We start from the raw sequence: 17,058 nt of genomic DNA on the forward strand, positions 1-17,058 counted from the left end.
AGTCAGTCACGGCGCCGACCGTAAGTCCGGGGTGGACTGTGGGAAAGCCTTGTCCCCCTTACCGAATCATGACATTGGCCAACCGGGTGATGAGTTCTTACCGCGTCGTTACGGCTCTCGCTCCGAGGGCGCGGATCCCCGCGTGCGGACTTAGGGTGGACGGCGATGAGCGAGCCGAACCCGGCAGCCCGGCTCGCCGAGCCGCCTGTCCGCGAACCCGAAGCCCCGGCACCCGATCGACCCGGGCGCCGCGCCCGCCGGGCCGATCTCCTCGCCGTCGCGGCGGCCGCGGTGCTCGTGGCCACGGCCGCCGCGGTCGGCCTCCACTACAACCGGCCGGACTCCGGCGTCGTCATCTTCGTGTCGTCGCCGCCGCTGTTCGCCGACTGGCTGCCGCACATCGGCCCGGGCTCGGTCTTCGCCGTGCTCATCGCTGTCGCGGTGGTGCTCCACGGCCCGGCACTGGCCGCCCGCCTGCCGTGGCGCCGCGCCCTCGCCGCCGGTTATCTGGCCTCGCTCGCCTGGATCTTCTCACTCGCCATGGTCGACGGCTGGGCCCGCGGGTTCGCCGGCCGGCTCACCATTCCGCAGGAGTACCTCCACGAGGTGCCCGGCATCACCGACATCCCGCGGATGCTGCGTGAGTTCTCCTCCCGGATCCTCGACTTCCAGCCGGACTCGTGGACGACGCACGTGTCCGGGCACCCGCCGGGCGCGACGCTCGTCTTCGTCTGGCTGGACCGGATCGGCCTGCACGGCGGGGCGTGGGCGGCGACGGCCGTGGTCCTCGTCGGCAGCCTGGTCGCCGTTGCCGTGCCCGCCACGGTCGCGCTGCTCGGCCGGCCCGAGGCGGCTCGTGCGGTGCTGCCCTTCGCCGTCCTGACGCCCGGCGCGGTCTGGATCGGCGTGTCGGCGGACGGCCTGTTCGCCGGGGTGACCGCCACCGGGCTGGCGCTGCTCGCGTTGTCCGCGAGGGGGTTCGGCCACGGCCGCCGGTACGCCGTCCCGGCCGGGGCGGCCGCCGGGGTGCTGCTCGGCTTCGGCGTCTTCCTCTCCTACGGCCTGGTGTTGCTCGGCCTGCTCGCGGTGGCGGTGGCCGTGCTGGGCCGGCAGTGGCGGGCGGCGGCCCTGGCGATCACCGCCGCGCTGGCCGTCGTCGGCCTCTTCGCCTGGGCCGGCTTCTGGTGGCTCGACGGTTATCACCTGGTCGTCGAGCGCTACTACCAGGGAGTCGCGCTGGTCCGGCCCTACTCGTACTGGGTCTGGGCGGACCTGGCGGCGGTGACCGTGGCCCTCGGCCCCGCGGTGGTGGCCGCCCTCCGGCGTGGCCTCACCGAAGCCTTCTTGCCCCGTCCGCGCCGGGCCGTGCTCACCGATCCGGTGCTGCTCCTCGGCGTCGCCGCCCTGCTCACCATCGTCTTCGCCGATGCTTCTGGCCTGTCGAAGGCCGAGACCGAACGGATCTGGTTACCGTTCGGGGTGTGGTTGCTGCCGATGACGGCCTTGCTGCCGCGGCCCGGCCGGCGGTGGTGGCTCGCGGCGCAGGCGGCGACGGCGCTGGCGGTCAACCACCTGCTGCTGACCGGTTGGTGAGGGAGAAGTGATGAACGATCAGGCCGGGCGCGTGCTCGTGGTCGACGACGACGAGACGGTCCGCGACGTCGTCCGCCGGTACCTCGAGCTGGCCGGGTTCACCGTCGACATGGCCGGCGACGGCGCCGAAGGGCTGGGGAAGTTCGCCGCCCACGAGCCCGACCTCGTCGTCCTCGACGTCATGATGCCGGGGATCAACGGCCTCGAGGTGTGCAAGCGGCTGCGCCAGGTCAGCCAGGTGCCGATCGTCATGCTCACCGCGCTCGGCGAGGAAGAGAACCGGATCGCCGGGCTCCAGCTCGGCGCCGACGACTACGTGACAAAACCCTTCAGCCCCAAGGAGCTCGCCCTCCGCGTGGCCTCGGTGCTGCGCCGCGCGCGGATGCCGCGCCCGGAACCGGCGGCCGCGGAGCTCGTGGACGGCGGCCTCCGGCTGCAGATGACCGCGCGCACCGCGACGCTCGGCGGTCGCGAACTCCCGTTGACCACGAGGGAGTTCGATCTGCTGGCGTTCTTCCTCGGCCACCCCGGCGTCGCCTACTCGCGGGCGGACCTGCTCGAAAAGGTGTGGGGCTGGGACTTCGGCGATCAGTCCACAGTGACCGTCCACGTGCGACGGTTGCGCGAGAAGATCGAGCGTGACCCGGCCAAGCCGACCCGGGTCGCGACCGTGTGGGGCGTCGGCTACCGCTACGACCGGGAGCAGCCGTGATCGGCTCTGGTGAGTCCGCTGCCGAGATGCTGACGCACCTCTGGCACATCCTGCCGTTCGCGCTGATGTTTTCCTTGCCGGTGGCGGCACTGGGCGGCGCGGTGCTGTACGTCCTGCGCCGGGGCTCGCTGGCCACCACGCTCACGGTGCTGGTGCTGATCCCGGTGCTCGCCACGCTGGTCGGGGTGCTGGGTGTCAGCGGGTTCATGTTCACCCCGGCGCTGACCACGATGCTGCTGGTCTGCCTGCTCGTCGCGGTGGTCACCGTGCCCGCGGCGATCATCCTCGGCCGGGCCATCGCGCGCCGCAGTGTGTGGGAGCGGGAGGCCCGGGACCGGGAGCGCGCGGCCGAGGCGTCCCGGCGCGAGCTGGTCGCCTGGATCAGCCACGACCTGCGCAGCCCGCTGGCCGGCATCCAGGCCATGGCCGAGGCGCTGGCCGACGGCGTGGTGTCCGAACGCAGCGAGGTCGCCGACTACGCCCAGCGGATCAGCGGCGAGACCACCCGGCTGTCCGCGATGGTCGGCGACCTGTTCGAGCTCTCGCGGATCACCGCGGGCGCCCTCGAGCTCACCATGTCCGCGGTGCCGCTGCAGGACGTCGTCAGCGACGCCGTCGCGGCTCAGGCCCCGGTCGCCGAGCGGAAGCGGGTGCGCGTGCTCGCCAACGCGTCGACGTGGCCCGTGGTCACCGGCAGCGACCCGGAGCTGGCGCGGATCGTGCGGAACCTGGTGTCCAACGCGATCCGCCACACCCCGCCCGACGGGACGGTCGCGGTGCAGATCGGCGTCGACGGTGACGAAGCACTGCTCGCCGTCGACGACTCCTGTGGCGGCATCCCGGACGACGAGATCACCCGGGTCTTCGACGTCGCCTTCCGCGGGACGCAGGCCCGGACCCCGGAGCGCAGCGGCACGACCAGCGGCGGCGGGCTCGGCCTGGCCATCGCCAAGGGGCTGGTCGAGGCCCACCGCGGGAAGATCGGCGTGCACAACCACGGGCCCGGGTGCCGGTTCGAGGTCCGCCTCCCGCTGGCGATGTCCTAGACCGCCCGGGCTTCCCGCCCCGGGCCGAGCCGCAGGAACTCCATGCCCGGGAAGTGCGTGGGCGCGATCACCGCGTCGGAGCGTTCGGCCTCGTCCAGCCAGCGACGCCGGGTGCGGGCCGCTTCCTCCGGATCGTGGTCGGCGATGAACCGGACCCGGTCGTCACGCAGCTGCACCGGGGTGTGGATGACGTCGCCGAGCAGGATCAGCCGCTCGCCGTCCGCTTCGACGTCCAGCACGTAGTGCCCGGGGGTGTGGCCCGGCGCGTGCCGCGCGGTGATGCCCGGGGCCAGCGGGACGGCGTCGCCGTGGATCGCCTCGACGCTCCCGGCCGCGCGCACCGCCTCCAGCCCGATCCGGCTCCAGTCGTCGTGGCTCAGCCGGCCGACCAGCGGCTGCCAGTCCGCGGCCCCGTGGACGATCCGGGCGCCGGCGAACGCCGGGTCACCCTGCGGCGCCAGCCAGCCCACGTGGTCGGAGTGCAGGTGCGTGACGAAGACGGTGTCGACGTCTTCGGGCTGCACGCCCGCCGTGGCCAGGGCCGCGAGGAGATCGCCGCCTTCGCCCATGGGTGGTGCCGGGTCGCCGGCCGCGGGTGTCGTGCCAGCCGGGAAGCCCGTCTCGCGCGGGCCGAACCCGGCGTCGACGAGGATCGTCCGGCCCTGGCCGCGGACGAGGAACGCGCCGGTCGGGACGTGCACCGTGCCGTCCGGGTCGAGGACCTCGGCGTGCTCGGCCGGGTCGAGGCCGGGGAAGAACGGGGTCGGGAGTCGGATGAGCCCGTCGGCCAGTGCGTCGATCGTGTAGTCGCCCACCGTGGTCCGCTGCATGACACGAACAAGTTCGACCGGCGCCGAACCATTCCCGTCAGACCGGGTCGCGCAGCTCCGCCGTGGCGAAGTCGGCCATGCCCTTGGCGAAGCCGATCTCGGCGGTGAAGCCCAGCAGCTCACGGGCGCGTGCCGGGTCGGCCACCACGTGGCGCACGTCGGCCGTGCGGGCGCCGCCGACCACCTGCGGGGCCAGGCCACCGCAGGCCCGCGCCAGCTCCTCGGCCAGCTCGCCCACCGTGTGGGGGGTGCCCGAGCAGACGTTCAGCGGCGTGATGTCGCCCGCCGGGCCGTCCGTCCTGAGCGCCAGGACGTTCGCCCTGGCGACGTCGTGGACGTGGATGAAGTCGCGCTGCTGCCGGCCGTCCTCGAGCACCCGCGGCGCCTCGCCGCGCTCCAGGGCCGAGCGGAACAGCGACGCCACCCCGGCGTACGGCGTGTTCTGCGGCATCCGCGGGCCGTAGACGTTGTGGTAGCGCATCGCCCACACACTGCCGCCCGTCTGCCGCGCCCACGCGCCGGCCAGGTGCTCTTGCGCGAGCTTCGTCGCCGCGTACGTGCTGCGCGGGTTCAACGGAGCGTCCTCGGGCACCAGCCGCCAGCTCAGCTCGGCACCGCAGGCCGGGCACCGCGGCTCGAACCGGCCGGCGTCCACATCGGACTGGCGGCGCGGCGACGGCGCCACCACGTCGTGGTCCGGGCACGCGTACCGGCCTTCGCCGTAGACGACCATCGAGGACGCCAGTACCAGTTTGGAGATGCCGGCCGCGTACATCGCAGCCAGGACGACCGCCGTGCCGTAGTCGTTGTGCAGGGCGTACGACGGCGCGTCCGACTGGTCGACCCCGTGCCCGACCACCGCGGCCTGGTGGCAGACCGCGTCGATGCCGTCCATCAACTCGGTGACGATCTCGGTGTCGGTGACGTCTCCCCGGAGGAACCGATGCCTGCCGGTGTAGGCCGGTGGGGTGGCGGAGCCGTGAGCCGTCGGGAGCAGGTTGTCGAGCACCACGACCTCGTCACCACCCTCGGCGAGCAGATCGGCGATGTGTGACCCGATGAACCCGGCTCCGCCGGTGACCAGTACGCGCACACCGGACACGCTAAGGGGCCGGACCGGGGCAGGCCCAGCCGTACGCGGCCGTGTCACTGAATCGTCAGAACTCACCCGGCACCTCCCGGCGCCGGGTGGCCGTAACCGACTACGGTGGGCGCATGGAACGGAGTGCACAACGGCTGGGCCGGGCCCTCGTGGTCATCGTGGACGATCGCGTGGCGCACGGCGAGCACGAGGACACCACTGGCCCGCTGGTCACGGAGCTGCTCGAAGAAGCGGGCTTCATCGTCGACGGTGTGGTGGTCGTCGAGGCCGAGACCGCAGGTATCCGCAATGCGCTCAACACCGCCGTGATCGGCGGCGCCGACCTGGTGATCACCGTCGGCGGCACCGGCGTGCTGCCGCGTGACCGCACCCCCGACGCCACCGCCGGTGTGCTCGACCGCCCGATTCCGGGCATCAGCGAGGCCATCCGCGCGTCCGGCCTGGCCGCCGGCGCGGTCGACGCCGGGATCTCCCGGGGTCTCGCCGGGGTGTCGGGCAGCACCCTCGTGGTCAACCTGGCCGGCTCGCGGTCCGCGGTGCGGGACGGGATGGCCACGCTGACCTCGCTCGTGCCGCACGTGATCGACGAGCTTTCGGGACTGGAAGAGGTCTAAATCCTTCGCGTGGCCGGGGTGGCGCCGATAGCGTCGCCCCGTCATGGACTTTTGCATCGGTGGTGCCCGGCAGGTGCGCCGGCTCGGCTTCGGGGCGATGCACCTGCCGACCGAGCCCGGACCCGCGCGCGAGCGGGGGATCGCGGTCGCCCGGCGGGCTGTCGAGCTGGGTGTCACGCTGATCGACACCGCCCACCTCTACGGCGGCGGGGCGAACGAGGAACTGCTCGCTTCGGCGTTGCACCCCTATCCGGACGAACTGCTGATCACCACCAAGGTGGGGGTCGCGCGCACCGGGCCCGGCGGTGAGTGGCGGCTCGACGCGCGGCCCCCGATCCTGCGTGAGCAGGTGGAGCAGGCCCTGCGCCGGTTGCGGGTGGAGCGGATCGAGCTGCTTCAGCTGCATCGCATCGATCCGGAGACGCCGCTCGCTGACCAGCTCGGCACGTTGCGCGAGCTTCAGGTCGCCGGGAAGGTCGGGCGGATCGGGTTGTCCGAGGTGAGCGTCGACGAGCTTGCCCGGGCCCGGGAACTCGTTGAGATCGTCAGTGTTCAGAACCGCTACAGCGTGCTCGACCGTGAGCACGAGCCGGTGCTGCGGGCTTGTGCCGATGCGGGGATCGCGTTCTTGCCCTGGCGGCCGGTGGCCCCGGCGGCCGGAGCGGCTGAAGTTGCCGACGTCGCGGCCGAGCTGGGTGCCACGGCCGCTCAAGTCGCGCTCGCCTGGCTGCTCGGCCACTCGCCGGTGATCCTGCCGATTCCGGGGACCGGCCGGATCGCGCACCTCGAAGAGAACGTCGCCGCGGCCGGGGTCCGGCTCAGCCGGGAGCAGCGGCGGCGGCTCGATGCGCTCGGCGAGGGCGGAACTTCGTGAACGGACCGGATCTCGGGGAGATCGAGGCCTGGTTCGACGATGTCCTCTCCGGCCGGGTCAGCCGGGACGCGGCCGATCGCTGGGCCGCGCAGTGGATCAGCGACGACTTCGCGTGCCGGGTCGAACTCGACGAGGACCAGCTTTGGGCGCTCGAGCTGCTCTGTGGCATCGACCTCACACACGGGCCGGGCGCCGGCCTCCTGTTCAGCGAGGAGCAGGTCCGCGGGTGGCGGGACCAGGTGCGGGCGCACCGCGGCGGTTGAGTTCGCTCTGGAGTTGTCAAGGAACGCGTCGTGGGACACTGGGGGTATGCCGGGCGAACAGCGGAAACCCCAGACCAGCAGCGAGCGGCGCCGCCGGGTCGACGAGATCTTCGGGGACGTCCTGCCCGAGACGACCTCCGACGAGCGTGACCCGGAGCGGCGCACCGGCCTCCCGGACGACTGGTACCGGGAGAACCGGCCACCGCACCACGACCGCTGACGGCGTCAGTCGCGGCCGTTGCCGCGCTGGGACTGGGCCCGCAGCAGGTCGCGGATCTCGATGAGCAGCTCGACGTCGGTCGGCTCGGACGGGCCCGGCTCCTGGCCGCGCTTGCGCCGCTCCTGGACGTGCTTCACCGGCAGCACGATCACGAAGTAGACGACCGCCGCGACCAGTATGAAGTTGATCGCCGCGTTGATCACGCCGCCGAAGTCCAGGAACGTGGCGTCGTTGTTGGCGAAGATCTGGTAGCCGAGGCCCTTCGCGGCTTCCGTGCCGCCGATCGTGCTGATGAGCGGCTTGATGAGGCCGTTCGTGAACGCCGTGACGATCGCCGTGAACGCCGAGCCGATGACCACCGCGACGGCGAGATCAACGACGTTGCCGCGCATCAGGAAGTCTTTGAAGCCTTTGAACACTGGTTCTCCTCACGAACGAGACGGGGGGCGTGGGCTAGCGGAGAGTAACCGTTACCGGACGCTCCAGTGAAATCGCCGCCACCCTCGTCGCAATCGCCTCCGGGAGCCGGAGCAGCACCAAGGGTCCTTTGGCCGCGGACGCCTCACGCTTTCCCACCGTCACCACCGTCGCACCACCGGCCAGCACGGACGCGGGCACCCCCGGCTCCGGCGCCGCCACGACGTCGACACGCTGGCCAGGCCGCAGCAGTTCGGCGACGGCCGCATCGGCCAGCCGGACCGGCACGGTAGCCGTTCCGGGATCACCCGAGGCGGGGATGGCCGAGGCCAGCCGGACGTCGGTCAGGGGCTCGCCGGCCCGGACGGCGCCCGCCAGCAGCTGCCCGTCGACGACGTCGAGGGTGCTCAGCACGCCCGATGGACGTGCGTCGTCGGGGAGGTCGGCCAGCCGGACGTCGGCGGCGCGCAAGGTCGCGCCGGAAGGAAGGTCGTGGGCCGCGACGACCGTCGGAGTCGTCGGTGCGCCCCGCGCGGAACCGGGGTGGGCGAAGAGCAGTGCGCCGGTCAGCAGCAGACCGGCGGCGAGCCAGCGGCGGATCAGCCGCGCCCGCCGGCTCTGCAGCCGGCTCAGATCAGGTGCGTGGAGCTTCGACAGGACGTCCACAGGTCCCCCTCGGTCGGATCCGGTGCGGCGGTGTGCCGCACGGGATCGACGTTAGGGAAGCCGGACCGGCCGCCGGAAGGGCCGGATCCGGCGCCTGTGGACAACCGGGGTGTTGTGGACAACTCGCGGCTCAGGAGGCCGCGGCGGTCGTCTTCGTCGTGCTCGAGGAGGAGGATGCCGAGCTCGTGTCGGACTTGGACTCGGACTTCGACTCGCTCTTGGTCTCGGTCTTCGCCGGGGCCGACGTGGTGCTCGACTTGCTCGAGTCACGCGAGTCGGTGCGGTAGAACCCGCTGCCCTTGAAGACGACGCCGACCGAGCTGAAGACCTTGCGCAGAGTGCCGGAGCACTGCGGGCACACGGTCAGGCTGGGGTCCGAGAACGACTGCACGGCTTCGAACCGGTGGTCGCATTCTTTGCAGGCGTACTGGTACGTAGGCACTGACGGCTCCTTCACTGGCACTCATCCGACAAGAGTGCCAACCCAATTGTGCTGGATGACATTCCCTGAAAGCAATTCCTGGTTGCTCACATCGGCAGCTCGAGCACGCCTCGAGCGGGCGTCAAGACCCCGCTCATACGCACGTCGTGGGCCTCCCCGGGCAGCCGCTCGACCAGCTCTTCGTCCCGCACGACGGCCAGCAGAGCCGCCCCGGCCGCGGCGAACACCAGCGAACGATCGTAGTGGCCGGCGCCCCGGCCGAGCCGGACGCCCCGATGATCCACGGCCAGCGCCGGCACCAAGATCAGCTCGGCCGCGCCGACGGCGTCGGTACCCAGGCGTTTCCCGCCCGGTTCGCGGATGCCGCGCATCGTGCTCGGCACCAGATCGGCCTCGCCGGTGTACTCGGCCCAGTCGAGCGGCCCCGGGTCGGGGCGGATGACCGGCAGCAGCACCCGCGCCCCGCCGGCGGCGAGCGCGTCGACGAGCGCCGTCGTGCCCGGTTCGGTGCCGAACGGCAGGTAGGCGCACACGGTCGTGGCTGTGACCTTCGACACCGCGCTGACCAGCGCGGACGCCTCCTGGGCGTGCGATTCGGCGGTCTGGTCCGTCCTCGCGCGCGTGAGCCGGGTACGCCACTCCGCCTTGCTCAGGTGCTCATTGCCCAGCGCATGCATGACCTCACGTTAGGCTTTGCGCCCATGACGGGCGCCGCAACCACCCAGACGTTCAGAACCGCCATCGTGCCTGCCGCCGGCCTGGGCACGCGCTTCCTGCCGGCGACGAAGGCCGTGCCCAAGGAGCTGCTGCCGGTGGTGGACACGCCGGGGATCGAGCTGGTCGCGGCCGAGGCCGCCGCCGCGGGGGCGGAACGCCTGGTCATCGTGACCTCACCGGGCAAGGAAGCCGTCGTCAAGTACTTCGAGACCCAGCCCGAGCTGGAGCGCAACCTCGAAGACAAGGGCAAGACCGAGCTGCTCGAAAAGGTCCGCCGCGCGCACGGGCTGCTCGCCGTCGAAACCGCCATCCAGGAGCAGGCCCTCGGCCTCGGCCACGCCGTCGCGCAGGCCGAGCCGAACCTGACGCCCGACGACGAGGCCGTCGCCGTGCTGCTCCCCGACGACCTGGTCCTGCCCACCGGCGTGCTCGAGCGGATGAGCGCGGTCCGCGCCCAGTACGGCGGCAGCGTGCTCTGCGCGTTCGACATCCCGAAGGCCGAGATCTCGCCGTACGGCGTCTTCGACGTCACCGAAACCGACGACGAAGACGTCAAGCGCGTGCACGGGATGGTCGAGAAGCCGAAGCCGGAGGACGCGCCGTCGACCTACGCCGCAGCCGGGCGCTACCTGCTCGACCGGGCGATCTTCGACGCGCTGAAGCGGATCACGCCCGGCAGCGGCGGCGAGCTGCAGCTGACCGACGCCGTCGCGCTGCTGATCACCGAAGGACACCCCGTGCACGTCGTCGTCCACCGCGGTGGACGCCACGACCTGGGGAATCCGGGTGGTTTCCTGCGCGCCGCGGTCGATTTCGCGCTTGAAACGCCCGAGTACGGTCCATCTTTACGGGCGTGGCTGACGGAACGGATCGGGACAGATCGCCCATGACGGAATCCCTCGACGCGGCACGGCCCGAAGTGGCCGAGGAGGAGGCCGAGTTCCGCTCGGTCGACGCGCAGATCTCGATGACGCTGGACGCCGCCGTCCGGCCCCAGCCGGTGCGGGTGGCGATCTCCGAGGCCCAGGGCCTGCTCTGCGCCGAGGAGGTGGTTGCCGAACACGCGCTGCCCGGGTTCGACCAGGCAGCGGTCGACGGGTACGCGGTGCGCAGCGTCGACGTGCGCACGGCCGGGCAGGAGCCGGTGCAGCTGCCGGTGGTCGGCGAGATCGCGGCGGGCTCGCGCCAGCCGCGGCGGCTGCAGCCCGGCCAGGCGGTGCGAGTCGACACCGGCGCGCCGCTGCCGACGCTGGCCGACGCCGTCGTGCCGCTGGCCTACACCGACGGGCACCAGGCCCGGGTCACCGTGCACCGCTCGGTGCCGTCCGCGGGGTACGTGCGCCGCGCCGGTGAAGACGTCCAGATCGGCGACGTCGCGGTGCGCAACGGCGACACGATCGGCTCGGCGCAGGTCGGCCTGCTCGCCGCGGTCGGCCGGGCCAAGGTCCTCGTGTACCCGCGGCCGCGGGTCTCGATCGTGTCGGTCGGCGACGAACTGGTCGACATCGACCGGACGCCGTCGGTCGGGCAGGTCTACGACGTCAACTCCTACGCGCTGGCCGCGGCCGCGCGGGACGCGGGCGCCGAGGTAAGCCGGGTCGGCATCGTGGCGAGCGAGCCGAAGCGGCTGCGGGAGATCGTCGAAGGCCGGCTGCTGATGTCGGAGATCGTCGTGGTCGCGGGCGGCGCCGGGGGCTCCAGCGGCGACGAGGTCCACGCGGCGCTGTCCGACCTCGGCCGGATCGACATGACGCGGGTGGCGATGCACCCCGGCTCGGTGCAGGGGTTCGGCAGGCTCGGCCCCGACTCGGTGCCGACGTTCCTCATCCCGGGCAACCCGATGAGCGCGCTGGTGGTGTTCGAGGTGCTGGTGCGGCCGCTGATCCGGGCGGCGCGCGGGACCCGCAACCCGCACCGGCGGATCGTCGGCGCGCGGCTGCTGTCGCCGATCACGTCCACCGAGGGCCGGCGTGGTTTCCTGCGCGGCCAGCTGCTGCGCGACGAGGCCAACGGCGAGTACCTGGTCCAGCCGCTCGGGCAGTCCGGGGCGCACCTGCTCGCGTCGCTGGCCGAAGCGAACTGCCTGATCAACGTGCCGGAAGAGCTGACCGACGTCCCCGCGGGGGAGCAGGTCCAGGTCACCTTCCTGGCGCAACGGGCCTGATGAACTCCGTGTCCGGCGTGTCCTACCCGGTCGAAAGCCGCCACCCGGGCTGGCCGGCGCGGCTCGGGCCGCTGCGCGTGCCCGCCGGGGAGGTCGCGATCCGGCCGGTCCGGCTGCGCGACGCGGGCGAGTGGAGCCGGATCCGGCTCCGCGACCGCGCGCACCTCGAGATGTGGGAGCCGACGGGGATCGGCCCGTGGCCGGAACGCAACGCCTTCTGGTCGTGGCCGTCGCAGTGGGCGGCGTTGCGTTCGCTCGCCCGGCGTGGTCAGTGCCTGCCGTTCACGATCACCCTGAACGGTCGTCTTGCGGGCCAGATCACTGTGGGTAACGTCATCCGGGCATCGCTGCGATCCGCCTGGATCGGGTACTGGGTGTCGTCCGACGTGGTCCGCGGCGGGGTCGCGACGGCCGCCGTCGCCCTCGTCACCGACCACGCCTTCGGCCCGGCCGGGCTGCACCGGCTGGAGGCCACCGTGCGGCCGGAAAACGTCGCCAGCCTGCGGGTTCTCACCAAAGCGGGTTACCGGCAGGAGGGGCTGTTCGAGCGCTACCTCGACGTCGCCGGCGCCTGGCGGGACCACTACTGCTTCGCCGTCACGCGCGAGGAGACCGGCCCCGGCCTGGTGTCCCGGCTCGTCTCGGCGGGCCGCGCGGACTACGCCTGACGGTGATTACCCACCCGGGGCAGTGCGCGCGTTACCACATGCAGTGAGAATCACCTAATCCGGTGAGGCATTTCCGTGATCCAACCCGGCGAGCCTCCGTCCGATCTGTTACTCCTGTGACTAGCGTGATTTCAGGTGAAGGATCGGGGGAGGTGACGGGAGATGCCCAGCTCCGTGATCATCGTCGCGCTCGCGGCGGCATGGCTCGTCGTTCTCGTGCCCATGGTCGCGCGTCGACGGCAGCAGGTTGCGCGGACGACCGACTCCGCGCTGGCGGCCAGGGTCGTGCGCAGTGGACGCAACGAAGACCGGGAGGAATTCGCCATGTCCGACGAGCCAGTGAAGTCCCGGCCCTCGGTCGAGGACGACCTAGCCGAGCTGGAAGCGGATCTCGAGCTCGAAGACGACTACGAGGAGCCGGAGTCCGACCCGGATCCGCTCCCGCAGCCGAAGCGCGCTTCGCGAGCCGAACGTGACCGGCCCGGTTACCGGCCCGGCCGCGGCGGCTTCGACCCCGAGGCCGCGGAGATCGCGGCCCGCGCGAAGTACAGCTTCCGGCAGCGGATCGTCGTCATCCTGCTCGCGGTCGCGGTGATCACGGCCGCCGTCGCCGGCTTCGTCATGCCGATGGTGTGGTGGGGCCACGCGGCCGCCGACGTCGTGCTCGTCGGGTACCTCGTCTACCTGCGCCGCCAGGTGCGCATCGAAGAGGAGATCCGGCAGCGCCGGCTCGCCCGCTTCAACAGCACCCGCGCGCCCCGCCGCCCGGAACCGCGTCCTTCGGTGGAGGACACGATCGAGGACGACGAGCCGGCCGAGGTCGACACCGAAGACGTCGAGGTTGTCGAGCCGGTCCGCCGCGAGGTCGTCGAGCGCCGCCCGTCCCCGACATCCCGCGTCCGCCGCAGCGCGGTCGTCGTCGACCTCGACGACGAAGACCCCGCGTTCGAGGAGCTCGACGAGCCCGGAACCGGGCCTTATCGCCGGGCTGTCGGAGAGTGACCCCCCTCAACGGTGTGCTCGCAGGGCACTGCTAAGCTCTACGAGCACAACCAAGGGGCTGTAGCGCAGTTGGTAGCGCGTCTCGTTCGCATCGAGAAGGTCAGGGGTTCGATTCCCCTCAGCTCCACCGAAGTTCGTAGGTGAGCCCTGTTTGCGGAATGCGCAAACGGGGCTCACTTCTTTGTGTCTCTTGGGGGTCGGACCCCCAAACCCCCGCCAGGGCGGCTCCGCCCCCTGGACCCCCGGCCGTGGTTGCCTGGGGTGGGCGGGTTCCGGTGGGTACTACCTAGGTTGCTGTTGAGGGCCATCCGGTGTGGGTGGCCTTTTTTGTGCTTGCGGCTTTGGGGTGGGGTTGACATGGGCGGCTGGAGGTTGCATGGTTAGTTACATGAGTGATGAACCGACTAACCAGGGTGGGCTGGGGTCGGCGTGAGGGATGATGGGCGGCCTCTTTTTCTGCAGATTGCCGGGCAGATCGAGAACTCGATCGTGGATGGGAGCTTGGCTGCGGACACGCAGGTTCCCTCCACCAACGAGCTTGCGGCTTTTCACCGGATCAACCCGGCTACCGCGGCCAAGGGCATCAACCAGCTCGTCGCCGACGGGATCCTCTACAAGAGACGAGGCATCGGCATGTTCGTCGCCGCGGATGCGCGTGCGCAGCTGCTTGAGCGGCGGCGTGGGGACTTCGCGCGTCAGTTCCTCGCTCCGCTGATGGCGGAGGCGGGCAAGCTCGGCATGGACGCCGAGGAGATCAAGAAGCTGATCGACGTCTGGGAGCCGCAGTGATGAACGTGGTGCGCACCACCGGGATGAGCAAGCACTACGGCCCGCTCGCCGCGCTCGACGACGTGAGCCTGGAGCTCGCCGAAAACACGATCCACGGCCTGCTGGGCCGCAACGGCGCGGGCAAGACCACGCTGATGCGGATCCTCACCGGGCAGGCCTTCGCAACGAGCGGCACGGTGGAGGTCTTCGGGCAGCACCCGTACGAGAACGCCGGTGTGCTTTTGCGGACCTGCTTCATCAAGGAGAGCCAGCACTACCCGGAGAAGTTCCGGGTCAAGCACGCGCTGCGGGCGGCGGGCCTGCTCTACCCGAACTGGGACGACGCCTACGCCGCGTCGCTACTGGGGGACTTCGCCGTCCCGGCCGGCGCGCGGATCGGCAAGCTCTCCCGCGGCCAGCTCTCGGCGGTCGGGGTGATCATCGGGCTGGCTTCGCGGGCGCCGCTGACCCTGTTCGACGAGCCCTACCTCGGCCTCGACGCCGTTGCGCGCCAACTGTTCTACGACCGCCTGCTCGCCGACTACACCGAGCACCCGCGCACCATCGTGCTCTCCACGCACCTGATCGACGAAGTCAGCGACCTGATCGAACACGTTGTGCTGCTCGACCGCGGCCGGGTGCTCATCAACACCGACGCGGAGTCGCTGCGGGGTGAGGCCGTTGCGGTCACCGGGCCCGCCGACACCGTCGAGCGTTTTGCCGCCGGATACCAAGAACTGCACCGTGAACGCATCGGCGGCTCGCTGCGGGTCACCCTCACCGGCGCCCGCGACCGGTACGAGCCCGGGCTGGACTTCGAGCCGGTTTCGCTGCAGCAGCTGGTCGTCCGCACCACCCAGCACCACGGCGCGCCGGTCGCCGCCGGGAAGGAACCCCGATGAAACGCGTGCTCGACGTCGCGCGGATCCAGCTGGTCAACTGGCCGGTCCTGCTCGGCTACCCACTGGCCATGCTGGCCGCACTGCCCTTGCTGGGCTGGGGCATCGACATCTCCAACGGCGTAGGTGCGCTCGGCGCCCACGAGATCTACCTGCTGCCCGCCCTGTGGGGTGTGGTCGCCCCCGCGCACCTGCAGTCGATGACGCAGGTCTTCCCCTTCACGCTGGGGCTCGGCGTGACCCGCCGAACGTTCGCCGCGGCCACCGCACTGGTCGTCCTCGGCCAGGCATTGCTCCTCGGGCTCGTGATGACGGTGCTCGACGTCGTCGAGCGGTCGACCGGCGGCTGGGGCCGGGAGGCGCGGATCTTCGGGCTGGACGTGCTGGGCCAGCACAGCCCGCCCGCGCTGTGGCTCGTCTACAGTGGACCGCTGGTCGCGGTGTCCGCGATCGGGGTGCTGGCAGGCGTGGTGTTCCAGCGCTGGCGGCAGACCGGGATCTACCTCGCGCTCGCCGGCGCCGTCGTGCTGGTCGCCGGGACCAAGGTCCTCGCGGCGCAGCGGAGCTGGTGGCCCGCGATCAGCGACTTCGTCGGCGGCCAGCCGTCGTTCGCGCTGTACACCGCCTATCCGCTGGTGTTCGCGCTGGCGCTCGGTGGCGCGGCGTGGCTGGTGCTCCGGCGCGCGACCACCTGAGCGACCGGAAAGGCTCGTGCCCGCGAAGGGACACGAGCCTTCCGGCGGCTACTGGGGCGTGTCCGTCCAGGTGACCGGCAGCGCGTGGACGCCGTAGATGTTCATGTCCGTCTTGAGCTTCACCTCTTCCGCGGGGACGGCCAATGACAATGTCGGGAAGCGGCGCAGCAGGGCCTCGAAACCGGCGCGCATCTCGATGCGGGCCAGCTGCTGGCCGAGGCACTGGTGGACACCGTGGCCGAAGGACAGGTGGCCGCGGGCCTTGCGGTGGATGTCCAGGGTGTCCGGGTTCTCGAAGCGCTGCGGGTCGTGGTTGGCGGCCAGCAGCGAGATGATGACCGTCGAGCCCTCGGGAATCGTTTCGCCGCCGAGTTCGATGTCCTCCGTCGCGTAGCGGAAGAAGATGTCGGCAATGGACAGATAACGCAGGAGCTCCTCGACGGCGTCGGGCAGCAACGCCGTGTCGGCGCGCAGTTCGGCCAGCTGCGCAGGGTGCTCCAGGAGCGCAAAAGTGCCCAGCGCCAGCATGTTCGCGGTGGTTTCGTGGCCCGCGAGCAGCAGCAGGAACGCCGCGCCGGTCAGCTCCTCGATGGTGAGGTCGTCGTGGCGGGCCAGGTCGGACAGGATGTCTTCGCCGGGCTCGGCGCGCTTGGCCGTGACCAGCTCGGCCAGGAACGTCGACAGCGCGCCGTACGCGCCCATCTTCTCCTCGAGCGTCACGTCCTTTTCGAGGAACTTGGCCGAGTTGACCTGGAACGTCTCCCGGTCCGCGTAGGGGACGCCGAGCAGTTCGCAGATCACCAGCGAGGGCACCGGCAGCGCGAACTCCTTGACCAGGTCGATCGGCGGGGTCAGCTTCGCCAGGTTGTCCAGCTGGCGCTCGACGACCTCGGTGATGTGGTCTTCGAGCTGCTTCATGCGCTTGACGGTGAAGGCGCCGGTGAGCCGCTTGCGCATCCGGGAGTGGTCCGGCGGATCCATCGAGATGAACATGCCCGGGATCTGCGGGGACGGCTCGGTGGCGACCGGAATACCGGGGGTTTCGTACGGCATGTGGAGCACGCCGATGTCCTGGCGGGAGCTGAACCGGGTGTCGGCCATCAGCTGGCGGACCGCGTCGTAGCCGGTGACGAGCCAGCCCTCGTGCCCGTCCGGGAAGATCATCGGGCTGACAGGGCGCGCGTCACGCAGCCGGGCGATCCGGGCGCCCGGGTCGAACGGGCTCACGTCGCGCTCCATCGGGAGGCCGTGCGGGACGGGAACCGGCTGAGTCATCGGATTTCCTCTCGTGGTGGGTGCTGCGAGAACCCTCGCCGAGGGGCCTGACACGGCCCTGACACGGCCGGGCCGGGGCGTGTCAGGGCGG

General features: G+C 71.3%; 21 protein-coding genes and 1 tRNA gene. 15 read left to right on the forward strand and 7 right to left on the reverse strand.

What is annotated here, in order from left to right; genetic code table 11:
• Positions 1-165: 165 nt before the first annotated feature.
• Genes ACIA5G_RS40385 through ACIA5G_RS40395 form a run of 3 tightly spaced genes read left to right on the forward strand, consistent with a single transcriptional unit; the run spans position 166 to position 3,351 of the window.
• On the forward strand, positions 166-1,593 hold the full coding sequence (locus tag ACIA5G_RS40385; protein WP_395933214.1) for a hypothetical protein: 1,428 nt from the start codon (positions 166-168) through the stop codon (positions 1,591-1,593).
• Positions 1,594-1,603: 10 nt separating this feature from the next.
• The gene (locus ACIA5G_RS40390) at positions 1,604-2,305 is read left to right on the forward strand and encodes a response regulator transcription factor (protein ID WP_395933216.1); all 702 of its coding nucleotides are present in this window, start codon (positions 1,604-1,606) and stop codon (positions 2,303-2,305) included.
• Complete coding sequence (locus ACIA5G_RS40395; RefSeq protein ID WP_395933219.1) at positions 2,302-3,351, forward strand: sensor histidine kinase; 1,050 nt, start codon at positions 2,302-2,304, stop codon at positions 3,349-3,351. Before ACIA5G_RS40390 ends, ACIA5G_RS40395 begins: the two co-directional genes overlap by 4 nt.
• Here the strand turns inward: ACIA5G_RS40395 and ACIA5G_RS40400 are convergent.
• Both ACIA5G_RS40400 and ACIA5G_RS40405 read right to left on the reverse strand, forming a co-directional pair.
• Positions 3,348-4,181, reverse strand: coding sequence for an MBL fold metallo-hydrolase (locus tag ACIA5G_RS40400; protein ID WP_395933221.1), 834 nt, complete (start codon positions 4,179-4,181; stop codon positions 3,348-3,350). The two genes, ACIA5G_RS40395 and ACIA5G_RS40400, sit on opposite strands and share 4 nt — an antisense overlap.
• Positions 4,182-4,218: 37 nt before the next feature.
• Positions 4,219-5,274 carry an NAD-dependent epimerase/dehydratase family protein gene (locus ACIA5G_RS40405; protein ID WP_395933223.1) on the reverse strand — a complete coding sequence of 352 codons (1,056 nt, stop codon included), beginning with the start codon at positions 5,272-5,274 and terminating at the stop codon, positions 4,219-4,221.
• Positions 5,275-5,396: 122 nt separating this feature from the next.
• Between ACIA5G_RS40405 and ACIA5G_RS40410 the strand changes: the two genes are divergently transcribed.
• Genes ACIA5G_RS40410 through ACIA5G_RS40425 form a run of 4 tightly spaced genes read left to right on the forward strand, consistent with a single transcriptional unit; the run spans position 5,397 to position 7,254 of the window.
• The gene (locus ACIA5G_RS40410) at positions 5,397-5,897 is read left to right on the forward strand and encodes a molybdenum cofactor biosynthesis protein B (RefSeq protein ID WP_013230045.1); all 501 of its coding nucleotides are present in this window, start codon (positions 5,397-5,399) and stop codon (positions 5,895-5,897) included.
• Between the two features lie 43 nt (positions 5,898-5,940).
• Complete coding sequence (locus ACIA5G_RS40415; RefSeq protein WP_395933226.1) at positions 5,941-6,771, forward strand: aldo/keto reductase; 831 nt, start codon at positions 5,941-5,943, stop codon at positions 6,769-6,771.
• Positions 6,768-7,034, forward strand: coding sequence for a hypothetical protein (locus ACIA5G_RS40420; RefSeq protein ID WP_395933228.1), 267 nt, complete (start codon positions 6,768-6,770; stop codon positions 7,032-7,034). The genes ACIA5G_RS40415 and ACIA5G_RS40420 overlap by 4 nt, the downstream gene beginning before the upstream one ends.
• A gap of 46 nt (positions 7,035-7,080) precedes the next feature.
• A complete protein-coding gene (locus ACIA5G_RS40425) occupies positions 7,081-7,254 on the forward strand; it encodes a hypothetical protein (protein WP_086861556.1) in 174 nt (57 codons plus the stop codon).
• A gap of 5 nt (positions 7,255-7,259) precedes the next feature.
• Here the strand turns inward: ACIA5G_RS40425 and mscL are convergent, their stop codons facing one another.
• The 4 genes from mscL to ACIA5G_RS40445 form a co-directional block, all read right to left on the reverse strand.
• Positions 7,260-7,673 carry a large-conductance mechanosensitive channel protein MscL gene (gene mscL / locus ACIA5G_RS40430; RefSeq protein WP_395933230.1) on the reverse strand — a complete coding sequence of 138 codons (414 nt, stop codon included), beginning with the start codon at positions 7,671-7,673 and terminating at the stop codon, positions 7,260-7,262.
• A 34-nt stretch (positions 7,674-7,707) separates the two neighbouring features.
• Entirely contained in the window at positions 7,708-8,337 is a 630-nt protein-coding gene (locus tag ACIA5G_RS40435; RefSeq protein ID WP_395933232.1) for an SAF domain-containing protein, read from the reverse strand.
• Positions 8,338-8,467: 130 nt separating this feature from the next.
• Positions 8,468-8,779: an FmdB family zinc ribbon protein gene (locus ACIA5G_RS40440; RefSeq protein WP_395933234.1), complete on the reverse strand. Its 312-nt coding sequence runs from the start codon at positions 8,777-8,779 to the stop codon at positions 8,468-8,470.
• An 86-nt stretch (positions 8,780-8,865) separates the two neighbouring features.
• Entirely contained in the window at positions 8,866-9,456 is a 591-nt protein-coding gene (locus ACIA5G_RS40445; protein ID WP_395933236.1) for a 5-formyltetrahydrofolate cyclo-ligase, read from the reverse strand.
• Positions 9,457-9,480: 24 nt separating this feature from the next.
• Between ACIA5G_RS40445 and ACIA5G_RS40450 the strand changes: the two genes are divergently transcribed.
• The 8 genes from ACIA5G_RS40450 to ACIA5G_RS40485 all read left to right on the forward strand — a co-directional run bounded on the left by ACIA5G_RS40450 (position 9,481) and on the right by ACIA5G_RS40485 (position 15,692).
• Entirely contained in the window at positions 9,481-10,386 is a 906-nt protein-coding gene (locus ACIA5G_RS40450; protein WP_395933238.1) for a UTP--glucose-1-phosphate uridylyltransferase, read from the forward strand.
• Positions 10,383-11,660: a gephyrin-like molybdotransferase Glp gene (gene glp, locus ACIA5G_RS40455; RefSeq protein ID WP_395933240.1), complete on the forward strand. Its 1,278-nt coding sequence runs from the start codon at positions 10,383-10,385 to the stop codon at positions 11,658-11,660. The genes ACIA5G_RS40450 and glp overlap by 4 nt, the downstream gene beginning before the upstream one ends.
• Positions 11,660-12,328 carry a GNAT family N-acetyltransferase gene (locus tag ACIA5G_RS40460; protein WP_395933242.1) on the forward strand — a complete coding sequence of 223 codons (669 nt, stop codon included), beginning with the start codon at positions 11,660-11,662 and terminating at the stop codon, positions 12,326-12,328. Before glp ends, ACIA5G_RS40460 begins: the two co-directional genes overlap by 1 nt.
• 162 nt (positions 12,329-12,490) lie before the next feature.
• Positions 12,491-13,330 (forward strand): gephyrin-like molybdotransferase receptor GlpR, encoded by an 840-nt coding sequence (glpR, locus tag ACIA5G_RS40465; protein WP_395933245.1) that lies wholly within the window; start codon positions 12,491-12,493, stop codon positions 13,328-13,330.
• A 54-nt stretch (positions 13,331-13,384) separates the two neighbouring features.
• Positions 13,385-13,457: transfer RNA gene (locus ACIA5G_RS40470), tRNA-Ala, on the forward strand.
• 302 nt (positions 13,458-13,759) lie between these two features.
• Positions 13,760-14,119: a GntR family transcriptional regulator gene (locus ACIA5G_RS40475; protein WP_395933247.1), complete on the forward strand. Its 360-nt coding sequence runs from the start codon at positions 13,760-13,762 to the stop codon at positions 14,117-14,119.
• Positions 14,119-15,000 (forward strand): ATP-binding cassette domain-containing protein, encoded by an 882-nt coding sequence (locus ACIA5G_RS40480; protein WP_395933249.1) that lies wholly within the window; start codon positions 14,119-14,121, stop codon positions 14,998-15,000. The genes ACIA5G_RS40475 and ACIA5G_RS40480 overlap by 1 nt, the downstream gene beginning before the upstream one ends.
• Positions 14,997-15,692 (forward strand): hypothetical protein, encoded by a 696-nt coding sequence (locus tag ACIA5G_RS40485; RefSeq protein ID WP_395933251.1) that lies wholly within the window; start codon positions 14,997-14,999, stop codon positions 15,690-15,692. Before ACIA5G_RS40480 ends, ACIA5G_RS40485 begins: the two co-directional genes overlap by 4 nt.
• A gap of 48 nt (positions 15,693-15,740) precedes the next feature.
• Here ACIA5G_RS40485 and ACIA5G_RS40490 read toward each other — a convergent pair whose 3' ends face one another.
• Positions 15,741-16,967 carry a cytochrome P450 gene (locus tag ACIA5G_RS40490; protein WP_395933253.1) on the reverse strand — a complete coding sequence of 409 codons (1,227 nt, stop codon included), beginning with the start codon at positions 16,965-16,967 and terminating at the stop codon, positions 15,741-15,743.
• Positions 16,968-17,058 lie beyond the last annotated feature (91 nt).

It is taken from the genome of Amycolatopsis sp. NPDC051758 (assembly GCF_044453095.1).
Classification (GTDB): Bacteria; Actinomycetota; Actinomycetes; order Mycobacteriales; family Pseudonocardiaceae; genus Amycolatopsis.

Excerpts from the sequence above, each read along its gene's own strand:
- ACIA5G_RS40385 (WP_395933214.1), top strand. The coding sequence starts at position 166 with ATGAGCGAGCCGAACCCGGCAGCCCGGCTCGCCGAGCCGCCTGTCCGC.
- ACIA5G_RS40390 (WP_395933216.1), top strand. The coding sequence starts at position 1,604 with ATGAACGATCAGGCCGGGCGCGTGCTCGTGGTCGACGACGACGAGACG.
- ACIA5G_RS40400 (WP_395933221.1), bottom strand. The coding sequence starts at position 4,181 with ATGCAGCGGACCACGGTGGGCGACTACACGATCGACGCACTGGCCGAC.
- ACIA5G_RS40410 (WP_013230045.1), top strand. The coding sequence starts at position 5,397 with ATGGAACGGAGTGCACAACGGCTGGGCCGGGCCCTCGTGGTCATCGTG.
- ACIA5G_RS40415 (WP_395933226.1), top strand. The coding sequence starts at position 5,941 with ATGGACTTTTGCATCGGTGGTGCCCGGCAGGTGCGCCGGCTCGGCTTC.
- ACIA5G_RS40425 (WP_086861556.1), top strand. The coding sequence starts at position 7,081 with ATGCCGGGCGAACAGCGGAAACCCCAGACCAGCAGCGAGCGGCGCCGC.
- ACIA5G_RS40445 (WP_395933236.1), bottom strand. The coding sequence starts at position 9,456 with ATGCATGCGCTGGGCAATGAGCACCTGAGCAAGGCGGAGTGGCGTACC.
- ACIA5G_RS40450 (WP_395933238.1), top strand. The coding sequence starts at position 9,481 with ATGACGGGCGCCGCAACCACCCAGACGTTCAGAACCGCCATCGTGCCT.
- glp (WP_395933240.1), top strand. The coding sequence starts at position 10,383 with ATGACGGAATCCCTCGACGCGGCACGGCCCGAAGTGGCCGAGGAGGAG.
- ACIA5G_RS40460 (WP_395933242.1), top strand. The coding sequence starts at position 11,660 with ATGAACTCCGTGTCCGGCGTGTCCTACCCGGTCGAAAGCCGCCACCCG.
- glpR (WP_395933245.1), top strand. The coding sequence starts at position 12,491 with ATGCCCAGCTCCGTGATCATCGTCGCGCTCGCGGCGGCATGGCTCGTC.
- ACIA5G_RS40480 (WP_395933249.1), top strand. The coding sequence starts at position 14,119 with ATGAACGTGGTGCGCACCACCGGGATGAGCAAGCACTACGGCCCGCTC.
- ACIA5G_RS40485 (WP_395933251.1), top strand. The coding sequence starts at position 14,997 with ATGAAACGCGTGCTCGACGTCGCGCGGATCCAGCTGGTCAACTGGCCG.
- ACIA5G_RS40490 (WP_395933253.1), bottom strand. The coding sequence starts at position 16,967 with ATGACTCAGCCGGTTCCCGTCCCGCACGGCCTCCCGATGGAGCGCGAC.